This window comes from uncultured Litoreibacter sp. (assembly GCF_947487515.1).
GTDB lineage: Bacteria > Pseudomonadota > Alphaproteobacteria > Rhodobacterales > Rhodobacteraceae > Litoreibacter.
This window is the reverse complement of the sequence record NZ_CANKWO010000003.1, coordinates 343,157-358,366: the sequence shown is the minus strand read 5'-3', so window position 1 is coordinate 358,366 and position 15,210 is coordinate 343,157. Positions and strand designations below refer to the sequence as shown.

The 15,210-nt window shown below is 55.4% G+C and carries 14 protein-coding genes; 3 read left to right on the top strand and 11 right to left on the bottom strand.

Annotated elements, in window-relative coordinates; all coding sequences use genetic code 11:
- Nucleotides 1–20: 20 nt before the first annotated feature.
- Nucleotides 21–944, bottom strand: a complete 924-nt coding sequence (locus tag Q0746_RS11695; RefSeq protein ID WP_298260449.1) for an SMP-30/gluconolactonase/LRE family protein — start codon at nucleotides 942–944, stop codon at nucleotides 21–23.
- A gap of 80 nt (nucleotides 945–1,024) precedes the next feature.
- On the opposite strand from Q0746_RS11695, the gene Q0746_RS11690 reads away from it, so the two are divergent.
- Nucleotides 1,025–1,891, top strand: coding sequence for an amidohydrolase family protein (locus Q0746_RS11690; RefSeq protein WP_298260447.1), 867 nt, complete (start codon nucleotides 1,025–1,027; stop codon nucleotides 1,889–1,891).
- On the opposite strand, the gene Q0746_RS11685 is transcribed toward Q0746_RS11690, so the two are convergent.
- The 10 genes from Q0746_RS11685 to Q0746_RS11640 all read right to left on the bottom strand — a co-directional run bounded on the left by Q0746_RS11685 (nucleotide 1,888) and on the right by Q0746_RS11640 (nucleotide 13,288).
- Nucleotides 1,888–2,619: a GntR family transcriptional regulator gene (locus Q0746_RS11685; RefSeq protein WP_298260445.1), complete on the bottom strand. Its 732-nt coding sequence runs from the start codon at nucleotides 2,617–2,619 to the stop codon at nucleotides 1,888–1,890. The genes Q0746_RS11690 and Q0746_RS11685 overlap by 4 nt on opposite strands.
- 93 nt (nucleotides 2,620–2,712) lie before the next feature.
- Nucleotides 2,713–5,301, bottom strand: coding sequence for an aconitate hydratase AcnA (acnA, locus tag Q0746_RS11680; protein WP_298260443.1), 2,589 nt, complete (start codon nucleotides 5,299–5,301; stop codon nucleotides 2,713–2,715).
- The gene (locus Q0746_RS11675; protein ID WP_298261257.1) at nucleotides 5,298–6,323 is read right to left on the bottom strand and encodes an AbrB family transcriptional regulator; all 1,026 of its coding nucleotides are present in this window, start codon (nucleotides 6,321–6,323) and stop codon (nucleotides 5,298–5,300) included. The genes acnA and Q0746_RS11675 overlap by 4 nt, the downstream gene beginning before the upstream one ends.
- A gap of 29 nt (nucleotides 6,324–6,352) precedes the next feature.
- Nucleotides 6,353–6,826, bottom strand: a complete 474-nt coding sequence (rraA, locus tag Q0746_RS11670) for a ribonuclease E activity regulator RraA (protein ID WP_298260441.1) — start codon at nucleotides 6,824–6,826, stop codon at nucleotides 6,353–6,355.
- A 228-nt stretch (nucleotides 6,827–7,054) separates the two neighbouring features.
- Complete coding sequence (gene otnK, locus Q0746_RS11665; protein ID WP_298260439.1) at nucleotides 7,055–8,332, bottom strand: 3-oxo-tetronate kinase; 1,278 nt, start codon at nucleotides 8,330–8,332, stop codon at nucleotides 7,055–7,057.
- Nucleotides 8,333–8,349: 17 nt separating this feature from the next.
- A complete protein-coding gene (locus Q0746_RS11660) occupies nucleotides 8,350–9,012 on the bottom strand; it encodes an aspartate/glutamate racemase family protein (RefSeq protein ID WP_298260437.1) in 663 nt (220 codons plus the stop codon).
- A 93-nt stretch (nucleotides 9,013–9,105) separates the two neighbouring features.
- Nucleotides 9,106–10,191 (bottom strand): isocitrate/isopropylmalate dehydrogenase family protein, encoded by a 1,086-nt coding sequence (locus Q0746_RS11655; protein WP_298260435.1) that lies wholly within the window; start codon nucleotides 10,189–10,191, stop codon nucleotides 9,106–9,108.
- Nucleotides 10,192–10,248: 57 nt separating this feature from the next.
- Nucleotides 10,249–11,793, bottom strand: coding sequence for a tripartite tricarboxylate transporter permease (locus Q0746_RS11650; RefSeq protein WP_298260433.1), 1,545 nt, complete (start codon nucleotides 11,791–11,793; stop codon nucleotides 10,249–10,251).
- Between the two features lie 11 nt (nucleotides 11,794–11,804).
- Nucleotides 11,805–12,236 (bottom strand): tripartite tricarboxylate transporter TctB family protein, encoded by a 432-nt coding sequence (locus Q0746_RS11645; protein ID WP_298260431.1) that lies wholly within the window; start codon nucleotides 12,234–12,236, stop codon nucleotides 11,805–11,807.
- Nucleotides 12,237–12,301: 65 nt separating this feature from the next.
- On the bottom strand, nucleotides 12,302–13,288 hold the full coding sequence (locus Q0746_RS11640) for a tripartite tricarboxylate transporter substrate-binding protein (RefSeq protein ID WP_298260429.1): 987 nt from the start codon (nucleotides 13,286–13,288) through the stop codon (nucleotides 12,302–12,304).
- A gap of 342 nt (nucleotides 13,289–13,630) precedes the next feature.
- Between Q0746_RS11640 and Q0746_RS11635 the strand changes: the two genes are divergently transcribed.
- Together Q0746_RS11635 and Q0746_RS11630 are read left to right on the top strand one after the other, a co-directional pair.
- The gene (locus Q0746_RS11635; RefSeq protein ID WP_298260427.1) at nucleotides 13,631–14,578 is read left to right on the top strand and encodes a GntR family transcriptional regulator; all 948 of its coding nucleotides are present in this window, start codon (nucleotides 13,631–13,633) and stop codon (nucleotides 14,576–14,578) included.
- On the top strand, nucleotides 14,568–14,966 hold the full coding sequence (locus Q0746_RS11630; protein ID WP_298260424.1) for a methylglyoxal synthase: 399 nt from the start codon (nucleotides 14,568–14,570) through the stop codon (nucleotides 14,964–14,966). The genes Q0746_RS11635 and Q0746_RS11630 overlap by 11 nt, the downstream gene beginning before the upstream one ends.
- The last annotated feature ends 244 nt before the right edge of the window (nucleotides 14,967–15,210 follow it).

Here is a 15,210-nt window from a genome sequence, read left to right as displayed (position 1 = left end):
GCCGTCCCATGCGGCAGTATTCAGTCCATATGGGAAAACATTTTTTTCCCTGCAAAAGGCAGTTCTGCCCGCAGAATCGTCGATGTTTCGGCTTCGGTGATGTACAAGTGGCGCCCCTCCGGCCCGCCAAATGCGCAATTAGCTGTCAGTATTCCTTCGGGTGATTTGATCCGTAACATCGGCTCTCCCAGCCGTGACATTACCCATACGGTGCCCAGCCCCATGTGGCCGATGATCAGTTCTCCACCCTCTCCGAGCGCCAGACCGTCCGGACCTGCAAGCCCGCCCGATAGCTGAATGAACGTACCGGTTTTTACGACGGTCCGGCCACCCGGGAGAAATCGCACGCGCCATACGGCGTTCATGCGTGTAACAGCGAGGTAAAGCTGTTGTTCCGTTTCGTTGAACACCAGCCCGTTCGGGCTCGGTATGTTGGAAATCAGACAATCAAGCTCACCGTTGGTCCGATAGCAGAACAGCCGCCCATAAGGCGCGTGAAGTCCGCTTTGTCCTTGATCGGTAAAATAGAGGTCTCCGTTGGACGCAAAGCACAGATCATTGACGCCGTGGAATTGCTCCAATCCGGGGCGGGTGATGAACTTCTCCACCTTCCCTGACACCGGATCCATAACCATGATGCCATGCGCATGATCGGCGATGAAAATGCGCCCGTCCTTATGGATTTTCAGCCCGTTGGGTTCCCCATCATAATCCGCCGCGACCGTGAACTCGCCCTTTGGGTCGCACCGCAGAATCCGGCCGTGACAGATGTCGACGCAGTAGAGGTTTCCATCACGGTCAAATGACGGCCCTTCCAGAAAAGCCCGAAAGCGTTTGCCAGGATGTTGCACGTCCGCCCAAGCCGAGGATGATTTCGGCTCGAACTCAGAGGGCACTCTGGCAAAAACATCTGCTGTAATTTCATCTGGTGCTGCGAAAAACATGTGACTCTCTGGATTGCTTTTGACGTAGGGTAAATGCAAAATTAATATCAGATCAACAAAAAAGGTAGTCTTTTTCCAAAATGACCACTCATTTCCCAATCACCGACGCCCATGTTCATGTTTTCGCACCAGAAAAATATCCGCTGGACGCGTCTCGCTCCTACACACCTGGGCCGGCAAACGTCGCTGATCTTGCAAATCATCTGGGACGAATCGGTGGGCAGAACGCGGTCATCGTTCAACCCAGCCCCCATGGAACCGACAATCGCCCCACGCTTCGGGCCGTCAGTGAGCGGGGGCAAGACTGCACGCGGGGTGTTTGTGTGATCTCTCCCGCATCGACATCTAAGGAAGATCTCGATGCGCTTTGGGGTGAAGGAATTCGTGGCCTGCGCGCAAATTTGAAGACCGCAGGGGTGAACGCCATTGAGGACGTCGAGCGCCAGCTGCAAGAAATCTCGCGCACGATGGCTGGAACAGATTTAATGCTGCAAGTCTTTCTGCCGATCAAGGTGACCATCGCCATGGCAGAAACATTCAAGTCATTAGGACGTCCGGTGATCTTGGATCATTTTGCGGGTCTAAAAACATCAAGCCCTACAAGAGACGAAGAGCTTGCCGGCCTCTTGGAGGTCCTCAGTTTACCCAATGTCATCCTCAAAGCATCAGGGGCCTGCAGGGCCATCGATTACGCCTCGACGACATCGGCACTTGATGATGTCGCACCGACATTATTTGCCGCGGCGCGCGGGCGGGTGATCTGGGGCAGCGACTGGCCTCATACTGGGAAATCATCCGAAAGGGCGCAGCGACCGCTAAGCGAGATAGAACCTTTCATGGCTATTGACGACAACGCCAGCTTGGACAATATCCGCAAGTGGTCAGGAAATGATTCAATATTTCAAGAGATTACGAGTGATACCGCGAATTCTCTGTTCGGGTTTTAGCTATGGCCCGCCACATTGGCCGTGTAGCGGAAGGAGAAGGGTTCCACATAAAAGGACTCGCCATATAAGATGACCCGCTCCTCGTCGGAAATGATCGTATGTGATCGCACCAAGAGCGGCGCGCCCAAGGCGACCTCCATATCCTGTGCCTGCGTTTCATTCGCACAGACTGCGCGCAAGGCGGCGTCAATTCGCCCAATGCGCAGCCCCAAGCCTTCTTGAATAATCTGGTGGCCGCCTTGGGTTTCCAGCGCGGCCAAGGACACGTCCCAATCGATCATGGGGGACAAATACCTCACCTCAGAGCCAATGCAATTGTCATCCACAAATCTCAATCGATAGAGGCATCGAACTTCCGTACCCTGCGCCACATCAAGTTTGCGGGCCACACGTTGCAGCGACGGGGTTTTGGTGAACGACACCAATTTGTAGGAGACACGATCGCCAGCCACTGCCATCTCGTTTTCAAAGGACTGGATGTTGTGAATATCCAAGGCAACTTTGACTGACATGTCGTCATCAACGCGCGACGCGAAAGTTCCCCGCCCTGCCTGACGCTTGACGATCCCTTCATTTGCAAGTCGCGTCATCACGGCTTGAACCGTTGAGCGGCTGACAGAGAATTCGGCGGCAATCACCTTCTCAGTCGGGAGTTGCGATCCGATCGGGATCTCGCCGCTGCGGATATCTTCCACGAACCTAGCGTAGATTTTTTGTTTAGCTGACATGCGCTCGGCCTGATTAAATACTTTTAATAGCTGAGGACCACTATGAGATGCCAATCAATTAAACGCAAATGAGTAGTTATTTTGAGCCGCTCATTATTCCTGCTTATCATCCAGACAGGACGATAGAATATTGGGCAATACTCCTCCTTGGCGAAGCAGGTCCAAATCCTGTTGAGTTTCCACCGCCGCACAGCACGAAATTTCGTCCACCAAGCCATTGGATCGCGATATCTGAACTGGGATTCTCTGCCCGATGGTCAATGTCTCACTGGGCACATCGATAGTGAATTTATCAGAGGCGGTTATCCCGGCAGAATGGGGCTCAAAGTCATCTTCAATCCGAAGCGGCAAAATACCCATGCCGATCAGATTGCAACGATGAATACGTTCAAAGCTGCGTGCAACCACTGCTCTGACGCCTAAAAGAGCCAGTCCTTTGGCCGCCCAATCGCGGCTGGAGCCCATGCCGTAGCGCTCGCCAGCCAGCAAAATGGCATTCTGACCACTCTGAGACAGCTCGATGGCTGCCTCAAAAACCGGCAATGTCCGCCCGTCCTCCAGCACCGTTTCGGAGGGCGCCAAACCAGCTTGCAGTTGATTGCGAACCAACCTGTTGGTGAACAACCCGCGCAGCATGACCTCCCAATTTCCGCGATAGGCCGCATAAACATTCAGATCGTCCTGTGCCGCGCCGCGCGCGATCAACCATTTTCCTGCGGCGCTGTCGGCGGAGATCGCACCGGCAGGCGAAATATGGTCGGTGGTTATGTCATTCCCGAGCACCATCAAAGGCTTGGCCTCATACCGGCCCAAACGGGATGTTTGCGCGCGCGAGGCGAACTTTGGTCGTCTGAGGTAGCGTGACGCCTCGTCCCAAGGGAACTGCTGTGTACTTGGGGCAAAGATTGCGTCCCACGCCGCACTGTTCCCCGCAGAAGCGAAAGCTTCCGGCACATCGCTTGCGTGAAGGGCGTTGGCAATCTCGCGCTGGATGTCGTCTGGCGCAGGCCAAACGTCGGACAAAAAGACCTCTTCCCCGTCTGATCCAACCCCAAGAGGGTCAGACTGGATATCCCCATGCAAGTTTCCCTTCAATGCATAGGCAACGACCATAGGCGGAGACGCTAGAAACCCGAGGTCAAGTTTTGGGTGGACGCGACCGGGAAAATTCCGGTTGCCCGACAAGACCGCTGCGACCGCCTTACCGTCCGTCAGCCCTTGCTCGATCACCGGCGGCAACGGTCCTGAATTGCCAATACATGTTGTGCAGCCATGCCCGACGACGTCGAACCCAAGGGCCGATAAATCGTCATCCAGCCCCGATTTTCGCAGCAAGCTGCGCGCCGAAGGCGATCCAGGCGCCAAGGATGTTTTCACCCACGGCGCGGATGTTAAGCCTCTTGCCCGCGCGTTGCGTGCCAAAATGCCTGCCGCGACAAGCAACGCGGGGTCAGAGGTGTTGGTACAGCTGGTGATCGCTGCGATACCGACCGCGCCATCGGGCAAGTGGTCTGGGGCCGTTTTCGCGGTCTCCAACGGCCGCCCGATTGCGGCTTCAACCCGTTCAGCCGCCTCCCCTGGTGCGCATCGGTCTTGCGGGCGGCGCGGCCCAGAAATAACCGAAGACACCGTCGCAAGATCCAGCTCCAGAACGCGGTCGTAGTGCGGGCAAGCCGCAGGGTCGAACCAAAGCCCCATGGCCCGATAAACCGGCTCAATGCTGGCGCAATGCTGTGGATCCCGCCCTGTGCGCATCAAGTAATCTACTGTCGTGCTGTCCACTGGGAAATACCCCGTCGACGCCCCATATTCAGGTGCCATATTGGCCACCACTGCACGGGAATCTGCGTTTAGCGTGGACACGCCGGGGCCAAAGAACTCCACAAACTCACTCGTTACGTCCATTTCGCGCAACCGGTGGGTCAGCTCCAGAGCAAGGTCGGTGGCAAAGCTGCCGGCGGGCAATTGCCCCGTCAGACGCACGCCAACAGTTCTTGGAACCGCAAGGAACACGGTTTGCCCGAACATAACGCTTTCGGCTTCTAGTCCGCCCACGCCCCAAGCCATAACCCCGATGCCGTTGATCATCGGGGTGTGGCTGTCGGTTCCCAGCAGCATATCGGGATGCGCAAACCCGTCTTCACTGACGTCCAGCACTGTCGCGAGTTGCTCAAGGTTGATCGTGTGCATGATACCAGTGCCAGGCGGATGAACACGCACCCCATCCATGGTTTGAGAGGCCCATTTCATGAAGGCATAGCGCTCGGAGTTGCGCTCATATTCGTTCTTCGCATTTTGCAGGAACGCATTTTTCGACGCGAAAACATCAACCGCCAACGAATGATCGACGGACACATCTACAGGAAGTGTCGGGGCCAGAATGCTCGGGTCACCGCCAGCCTCGGCGACGGCATCGCGCAGTCCTGCGACATCAGCCAAAGCGGGCGTACAGGTCGTATCATGCATCAGCAATCGGTTGGGGCGAAATTCAAACTCGAAACCGCTGTTTTGCCGTTCGCGCATGGCGTTCAGCATTGGGGCAATGGCCCCTCCCGTTCGAATGTGGTTCTCGCACAATAACCGCAGCACCATGGGAAGCTGCTCTAGGCCCTCTCCGAAAATGCCCCGCAAATCGACTGCGCGCAGTTGTCTGTGGCCAAGGTCGACTGAGATATCGTTCATTTTGAAGGTCCCGAGGGTTTAAGAAGCCACGACAGCAACAAGGGCGCCAAGCTCAGCGCAATGAGAACGCGAAACACATGGTGCAGCCCCACAAATGCAACATCACGGCCCACGCTAAGCGCGATGATCGACATTTCAGCCAAACCGCCAGGTGCGAAGGCCAACACAAGCGCCACGGGATCCGCCCCGCTGCTTTTGGCGACAAGCAAAGCCCCCCCGAAAGCCACCCCAATTTGCAAAGCCACAACCATGGCAGCGGCGCCGAGGGCGCCCATGAGTGCTTTCATTGGAACACCGGCAAACCGGCCACCGACATTGATCCCGATGAAGACCTGTACAAGCGCCGTGATCGACGCGGGGACTTCAAACATTGTCCAGCCAAGCAGATGAACCGCGGCGCTGATGATCATCGGGACAACCACGATTGGGGCGGGCATTCGCACACGCCCCCGCGCCAACAGCCCCGCCGCGATGCAAACGACAATCCAGAGCCAATCCAACGCAGCCAAAGATGTCAGGCCAGAGGTTGAGGCAGCCGCCACAGGCTCGATCGTGGTGATTTGGCTTACCAGTATCGGTATCAGCAAGATCGCCATGGCGATGCGCAACGCATGCACTATCGCGACCCGCGCCTGATCGGCCCCTTGCTGCTCGGACAATAGAACCATTTCTGCAATGCCACCTGGCATGGCACAAAGCGCCGCTGTGGCTTTGTCAAACCCCGCGATCCGCCGTAACGCAAAGAAGGCCGCGACAAACATCAAAGAGAGCGCCACAAACAAGAAGGCCAAAGACACCCACCACGCGGCAAAAGAAGCCAGAAGCTCGTGGGTGAAAGCCGCTCCGAGCATAAGGCCGATGGATGCGCGCACAACATCCATCACAAAGCCGGGTTGTTTAACGGACGCCCCCCCCAGTGAGGCCGCCGCCGTCACCAGCATTGACCCAATCATCCACCCCAACGGAATACCCGTTAACGAGACGAGCCACCCGCCGACTGCGGCGCCAACAAGCGCCGCCAGCGCAGCGGGATATGAGGGTGAGGTGAAAATCAGACCAGTTTCTTCTTGCTGTGCAAAACACCATCCGCATCGCCGTAAATCCAGTCTCCAGCCTCAAACTGGACACCGCCAAAACCAATGGGTTCACCTACGACGCCCCAGCCACGCTTGGCGCTTTTGACGGGGCTGGTTCCAAGGGCAAAGACCTGAATATCCATCTGATCAATTTCTGCGCTGTCACGGATGGCGGCGTTCAGAACCAATCCGGCCCAGCCGTTTTTGATCGCCAGCTCGGCAATCATATCGCCCAAAATGGCAATACGGGTTGACCCGCCACCGTCGACGACCAGCACGCGACCTTCTCCTGGTGTTTCAAGCTGGGCGCGAAGTTCGGTGTTATCTTCAAAGCATTTGACCGTTTGCACCTTTCCCGCGAAATGCGCCTTTGCGCCAAAGCGCCGAAACGGCAAATGCACAAGGGTTAGGTCTGCTGCATTCGTGTCGATGAGATCAGCGGTTTTCATGATGGCCTACTTCCTACCAAATGTTGTTTCTCTTCATTGACCTTACCAAAGGTCTCAAAACCGTTTGCGCGCCTGAAGCGTCGCGGTTTCCTTCAGCACCTCGGTGGCCTGTCTTCGCAATGCCGTCCGGCAGGCGCGCTGATATTTGTCTTGCGTCACTCAGCGGCAAACCCCGATCAAACATCAAAGCGCTCGCCATCTGCTGAAGCAGGGCTAGCGCCTTGTAGATTAAGCACCCGCCTTCATTACGCGAAGGGCCTTGGTGAAAAAGTCGGTCGCACCGAAGTTGCCAGATTTCAACGCAAGGGCAATCGGGTTGGTCTCCCCGAGGGTTAGAACCGGCACGCCTGGGTCAATCTCTGGCCCGATGGTCATAGCTGGTACCCCCACCGCAGTCACAACGGCCTGCGATACGGCGCCTGACGTCTCGCCACCCGCCACCACGATCCGGCGATAGCCAAGTTCGATCAACGCGCGTGCCGTGTCGGCGAACAACAGGTCAAGCTTGGAGGCAACAGCTTCCCGCCCAAATCGAGTTTGAATGGCCTGTACCTCTTCGGGGTTGCCGGAGGAATACGCCAGCGGTGCTTCCCCGACGTGGCCCTTGTAGAATTCCAGCAAAGTTTCGGTGGTCACGTCACCGGACATGACACCCGCCACATCGATGGCAAACACGGGGTTGGATTGGGCGTGGAAGTCAATTTGCCCACGGGTCGCACCGGAGCAAGAGCCCGCCAAAATCGCCTCTGGGCCGGATACGCCGTCATAGGCGCTGACATCGCGTGCCGTCGATTGGGATTTGATGAAGTTGCGCGGCAGTCCAAGCGCAATGCCGGAGCCGCCAGTGATCAGCTTGGCCCCTTTGAGAACTTCGCCCCAAACCAATAGGTCTTCGTCCGAGACCGCATCCGCAATGAGGAATGGCTCATCCGCGGTTTTCATCGCGGTTCTGATCGCATCTGCCCCTTGCGTCACGGTGCTTGTCGGGATCAGGCCTACCGGCAGTTTGGTTTGGTGACCTAACCAGCGCTGAAGGTTGGCGTCGGTCATCGGGGTCAGCGGATGGTTTTCAAGGCCGGATTCGTTCAGCAGCTTGTCGTGAACAAACAGATGGCCCTGATAGATTGTGCGGCCGGTCGTCGGAAAGGCTGGGCAGAAGATCACGCCAGAGGCGTCAAGCTCCTTCGCGAGGGCCTCGGCGACGGGACCAATGTTGCCTTCGCGAGTGGAATCAAAAGTAGAGCAATATTTGAAAATGAACTGCTCGCATCCTTGATCGATCAGCCAGCGCAGCGCGCGCAGGCTGTCTTCCACGGCCTCGGCAACGGGGGCTGTGCGGCTTTTAAGCGAGATTACACCGGCTTCGATGTCCTTCGGAGCAGGTCCAACCGGAACGCCAGAGAATTGCGCGGTCCGCAGACCGCCTTCAGGCGCTACACCTTTCGCCAATGTATTGGCGATATCACTGGCGCCGGTAAAATCATCTGCAATCACACCTATAAACATGGGATTTGGTCTTTCGATTAAGTTTCTACACGCCGCCGAATTTCAGCAATGGCTGCTTCGGGGCTTGTGAGGACGGGGATGTCGACTTCGTTGCGCACGGCTTCTGCCGCGCCGGCCATGGAAAACTGCGCCAGCATGATCGCATCCGCATCGCGAATGGTTGCGGCGGTTTGTGCTATCAGGCGGTCATGCGTCGCGTCATCGCCCGCCCGTTTTGCCTCCAAGGCTCCTTCGCAGAAGTAGGATGTGATTTGCGCGCCGCTACCTTTGCTTTTCGCGGCCTCGCTGAATTCTTCTTCCATTCCCTGAGCGGCGGGTTGGAATGTGTAGATCATGGCAATGCGGTCGCCATGGTCAAAGGCGGCATCAAACATGGCCTCATTGGGCTTCATGACCGGAATGCTTAGTTCGTCATTGGCCTGCTCGATCGCCGCGCCAAATGCTGAACATGTATAGAGGATACCATCCGATTTCACGTCCGCCGCATAGTGCGAAAGATCGATAATCCGGCGGGACATATCATCGGAGAGTTTTTCCGATTTGGCCCGATCCGTAGAAAGACCTTCTTCGAGGATCGTGATTGTTTCAGCCTCGGGCCAAAGTGCCTTGGCAGCTGCTTCAATAGGATCAATCGCCACTCGTGTTGCGTGGATCAGGGCAATTCTGGGATGCGTTTTCATGCTGGTATCCGAAGGAAAGGACACGGCGCCACCTGAGCCATTTCAGGTGGCGCCGATAGTGTTCACAGGCACTTTTGCCTGTAAGATGCGGCCTTAGGCTGCCACAGACTCTTTGGAAACAGCTTCTGCGACGAAGCTACCAAATGCGTCTGTGTTGACTGTGCCGCCAATGTCGCGTGTGCGTTTTGCCGGATCATCGATCACCGCATCAACCGCATCAGCAATAGCCTGTCCCGCATCCATAAGCTTCTGAATGCCGCGCTGTTCGCCAAGCCAGATCAGCATCATGGAGGCCGACAGGATCAACGAGGTTGGGTTCGCAACGTTCTTACCAGCAATGTCAGGAGCAGAACCGTGCTGCGCCTGAGCACAACACAACCCTGTTTCAGCATTCGCGTTGATCGAGCCAGCCAAGCCCAGAGAGCCGGACAGTTCCGATGCCAGATCAGACAGAATGTCACCATAGAAGTTTGTCGCGACGACAACGTCATACTCTTGTGGCTTGCGCACCAACAGAGCGGCGAAGGCGTCAACGATCAGCTCTTCGGTTTCGACCTCTGGGTAGTCCTTAGCAACTTCACGGAAGCACTCGAGGAACAGACCGTCAGTCATCAAGAAAGAGTTGGCCTTGTGGATGGCAGCCACTTTCTTTTCACGCTGCATGGCCAGCTTGAAGGCCTCGCGGCAAATCCGCATGGAGCCGTGACGGGTGATTTTGCGCACGGACAGCGCCATGTCTGGGTCCGGCATCATTTCACCGACACCTTTGTACATGTTGCGGTCAGGGTAGAACCCTTCCGTCGCCTCACGCATGATGACCAGATCCATGCCCTCTGCCTTGTTTGGCAGGAAGCTGCGGCTACGTGCAGGGCGGACATTGGCGTAGAGGTCCAATCCGATGCGGAACCCGGCGCTGACGTTGCGGCCACCTTCCACGACTGGCGGGTAATCCATGTGGGATTGTGTCCCAAGGATCACGCCATCAAAGTCGTTGCGGCCGCGCTCCAGCACTTCATCACGCAGCGTAATGCCGTGTTTCTTGAGGCTGGTGAAGCCGGACTCTTCTTCATGGAAGGTCAACCCAAGATCAAACCGCTTGTTTGCTGCCTCAACCACTTCAAGCGTCGCGGCCATGATTTCAGGCCCGATTCCATCGCAGGGTAAGGTCATGATACGCATTTTGTTGTCTCCTATATTGGCCGAAGCCAAGTTAAATTAATGTTTTGAAGGTCGGGCTTAGTCGCCCAGTGGTGTTTCGCTTGTTTTGCGTTCGTCCTCGATACGGGATTTCATGCGGCGACCGATGAACATCGGCAGCATGAACCCTGTGATCGCGATCAACCAAAGGATGATGGCAAGCGGGCTTCCCACTAGGACCAACCAGTCCCCGTCAGAAATCGTCATGGCACGGCGCAAGTTGACCTCCATCTGGTTGCCCAGAAGAATACCAAGGATCACCGGCACCAAAGGCACCTCAAGTTTCCGCAAGAGCCAACCCGCAAATCCGAACCCGACCATCAGCAGCACATCAAAAGTTGAACCGGTGATCGAATAGATGCCCACGAAGGAAATCATTGCGACGACAGGCATCAAGATGCGTGTGGGGATCAGCAGAACCCGCGTAAACAGGCCAACCAGCGGTACGTTCATCAAAAGCAAGATGAAGTTCGCAATGAAGAGCGCTGCAATCAGCCCCCAAACCACATCTGGGTTCTTAGTGAACAGAAGAGGTCCTGGGGTGATGTTGAGTTGCAAAAGCACCGCCAACATAACAGCCGTCGTTCCCGAGCCTGGCACACCAAGCGACAACATTGGCACAAGCGCGCCACCGGCTGCCGCATTGTTACCAGCCTCAGGGGCTGCAACACCACGTGGGTCACCTTTACCAAAGGTCTTCCCATCACGGTCGACTGTTTGCTTTTCAAGAGAATACGCAAGGAACGATCCCAACGAAGCACCCGCACCGGGAAGAACGCCTGAGAAGAACCCAAGCCCTGTGCCCCGCGCCATGGAGGGAATGCAGCTCTTGATCATTTTGAAATCAGGAAGAATGCGCCCAACTTTGGCGGATCCAGTTGTTCCGGCTGCGCCGCCTTTGTGATGCTCCAGAAAGATCAGAACTTCACTCAGGGCAAACAGGCCAACGATGGCGATCAGGAAGTCAATCCCGTCATAAAGGTGGATGTGATCGAAGGTGAACCGCTGCGACCCTGTTTGTGAGTCACTGCCGATCATCGCAATCCCCAGACCCAAAGCAGCAGCGAAGGCTGATTTGGCCTGATTGGTTGAAGACACGCCGCCAAGGGTTGCGAATGCAACTGTAAACAGGACGAAGTATTCTGCAGGACCGAACAGCAGCGCAATTTTCACCAACTGCGGCGCAAGGATTACCAGACCGATGGTTGCAACGAAGGCACCGACAAACGATGCGACGCCGCCGAGAGATAAGGCCTCCCCCGCCTGCCCTTTCAGGGCCATGGGGTAGCCGTCGATACAGGTCATCATCGCCGGTTCATCACCGGGAATATTCAGCAAGATCGAACTGATCCGCCCCCCATACATCGCACCGTAGTAAACACTGGTGAGCAAAATGAGCGATGGGATCGGGCCAAGCCCGAGCGAAAATGCGATAGGAATCAAGATGGCGACACCGTTTGCCGGTCCAAGACCAGGCAAAGCCCCCATAAGCGTTCCCAAGAAACAGCCAACGACAGACAGAAAGAGGTTCTGCGGTGTCAGCGCGATGGCAAAGCCATCAAAAAGTAGCGAGAGAGTATCCATGTTTAGTTACCTCAGAATCCAAGTGGGCCTTCAGCCAACGCGAGGCCGAGGATAAGATGGAAAACAACGTAGATACCGACAGCGGTCAGTAGGCCTACAAGCAGTGACCATAGGGGTTGAGTACCAAGGCGCCATGTCAGGTATGCTGTTGCGAATGTTGTCGAGATGACGAAGCCGACATCAGACAAAAGCAACGCGTAAAGAACCATGACCGCCGTAGCGAATAGAATTTCTGCCATATCACGCAAGATTGGCCATTTCGGTTCTTCGTCCGGCCGCGCAATGAAGTAGATGGAGGTGAGAGCCAATACGGTCCCGACGATGTAAGGAAAGGCCCGAGGGCCCACTACATCAACCATAAAGCTGTCTTTAATTATCGAGGCGGCCCAAATGTAGAAAATGGCAAGGGCCAGCCCAAAACCACCAAAGATACGGTCACTCATCTTAATCTCCCAGGAATGTAAGATGCTGGCTGATCCATCAGAATGGATCAGCCATTTTTATTTAGTTACTTGATGATGCCAATTTCTTTGGAAAGCTTGGTCACATCTGCAATGCTGCCAGCTACGAACTTGTGCATGTCATCGCCGAAGTTGTTGAATGGCTCGATCGCTGCTGCTTCAAGCTCTGCTTGGAAACCTGGGTCCTGTGTCAGCGTCATGATTGCGCCTTTCCAGAATTCTTTGGCTTCGTCAGTTGCACCAGCTGGCATGTAGAGACCGCGCCAGTTCGCACCAACAACATCGTAACCTTCTTCTTTGGCTGTGGAGATGTCAGGGAAGTTCTTCAAACGCTCAGGCGCCATGATGGTCAGGATGCGAATGTCACCTGATTCCAAGAAGCCCAACATTTCAGAGAAGTCACCCGAAAGCGCTTCAACCGCACCGGACAGAAGGCCAGTCATAGCTTCGCCGCCGCCGTCAAATGAGACGTATTTCATTTGCGTCACATCGGCCAAACCTGCTTCGCGTGCAACCAGCATCGGCTTGATGTGGTCAAAGCTGCCAACAGAAGAACCGCCAGCGATGCCAACAGACTTAGGATCCGCTACAATGTCATCCATCATTTGCTTGAGGGATGTGTAAGGTGAATCCGCGCGAACAGCGATCGCACCGTACTCAGCGCCGAATGTCGCCAAGAAGTGAACGTCGTCCTGCTCAGCACCTTCGTAGATACCTTGAGCAATACGTGCGCTGGTGCTCATAGATGCAGCAACGATCAGGTTGTTGTCTTCGTTGCGCTCTTTAGTGACATGCGCGAAAGCAACACCGCCGCCGCCGCCAGACATGTTTGTGACCTGCATCGAATCTTCGATGACTTTCAGATCAAACAGGTACTTCGCCGTTGTACGGCAAATAAAGTCCCAACCGCCACCAGGGTTGGATGGTGCGATGCACTGCGGGCTTTCCGCCTTGAACTCTGCAAAAGCGCCTGTGGCACCTGTTAGTGTTGTGGCGACAGCAAGCAAGCTGACCCGTGTAAATTTCATGAACATTGATCGTCCTCCCATTGAGTAAACTCCCAAGCGCGATTCCTGCGCTCCCCCAATGAATTGCATATTGATATCATAAAAGCCAATACATATTTTCACTTGTGCAATCGATATTCCTGCGCCCTTATTGAAAACTCCGATTAACCTAATATTAACAATGATTTACCCAATTCCACTGACACGAATGTGATCGCCTGACGGCTCTGATTTGGGAGAATGCTCTTGCAAGCTGGGGTGAGAAATTGCCGCAACAGTCCGTATTTTTCGGCTTTTAATTTGCATAAAGCCAGTTTTTCTGGCCTCATGCCGATTAGAAAATGCAATCCAACCTGACTTCTAGGCATCATGAAAGTGACCCCACCTGTGCGAACGAGCGAACTGTCACGAAAGATATCCAATCGACTGATACACGACATTGTGACCGGAGCACTGAAACAAGGGCAACATATCGGCGCGCAGCAAGTGGCGGATCGCTACGGCGTCTCACGAACCCCCGTGCGCGAAGCACTGATCACCCTTGAGGCCCAGAATATTCTCGTTCGTCAGGCCAACCGCGGCTACTTCGTCGCCGATCAATTGCCGCCAAGTATCAAGGATACCCTGAAAGACACTGATCAGGGTCAGGCAGACGATTATCAAAGACTGGCGGACGATTGGCTAACCAATGAAATCCCCGAAGACGTCACAGAACAATTTTTGCGCCAGAAGTATGATTGGACCAAGGCCAAGGTCGGCGAACTTCTGGTTCGCGCAGCACGCGAAGGCTGGGCAGAACGAAAGGAAGGGTACGGTTGGCGCTTTCTTCCAGTCGCGAAAACACCCGAGGCCTTTGATGAAATCTACCGGTTCCGGATGGCGATTGAACCCGTGGCAATGCTTGAGCCCTCGTTCGAGCTGGATCACAAAGTTCTGGACGAGCAACGCCGCACCCAAGAGCATATGCTGGAGATCGATCTGAACTCCGCCCATGGGGAATCTCTTCTCGAGAACGGGTCAACGTTCCACGAAGACATCATCAAAATGTCAGGCAACCCTTTCTTCTTAATGTCTCTTCAACGGGTGAACCGCATGCGGCGCTTGATGGAATATCGCGCCGAGATAAACCGAGAGCGGTTGATCGAGCAATGCACCGAACACCTCGAGATTTTGTCGCTACTTGAATTGGGCAATATCGCCGATGCCTCCTACAGAATGCGGCAACACTTAAGCGGGGCGCTTAAACGAAAATCCCCGCTCGCTTGGAACTGGGCCGCGGATACCAGCAGTCAGAGGAAACTTGACGATGACACATAAGGCGACCCCAACCGGTGGCGACCGGAGCATCGCGCTGGTCGCGCATGACCAAATGAAAGACCGCATGGTCGAATGGGCTGGGGCAAATGCCGACATCCTGCGCGAGTTCGAACTTTTCGGCACAGGGACGACCGGCGGGCGGATTGCCGACGAAGTGAACTTGCCGATCACGCGGCTCAAAAGTGGCCCGTTGGGCGGGGACGCTCAAATCGGCGCAATGATTGCGGAAGGACGATTGGGTACACTCATCTTCTTTACCGATCCGTTGTCGGCACTCCCCCATGATGTCGACGTCAAATCGCTTTTGAGATTGGCGACCCTCTACAACACGGTCCTCGCCATCAACGAGGCAACCGCGTCAGCCATATTGTCCAGCCTCGACCGATAGCCAACCGGCTGCTGCGGGTTTGCTTGTTGGATATACGGCAGCACCCAGAGATCATGCGAAGCAACGTCGCCTGCCTCAAAGGCTCAGATGCGTTCCATTCGCGGGGGGGATGCGTAATGAGGCACGGGGCTAACGTCGTCTGATGTTGCCCAATCGAACGCCAGTGACGAACCAACGTTCCTCTTCGGGGTCCCATCCCATGCCTGCCGTCAGCATAATTTCACGGGTGGGGCGTACCATCCAG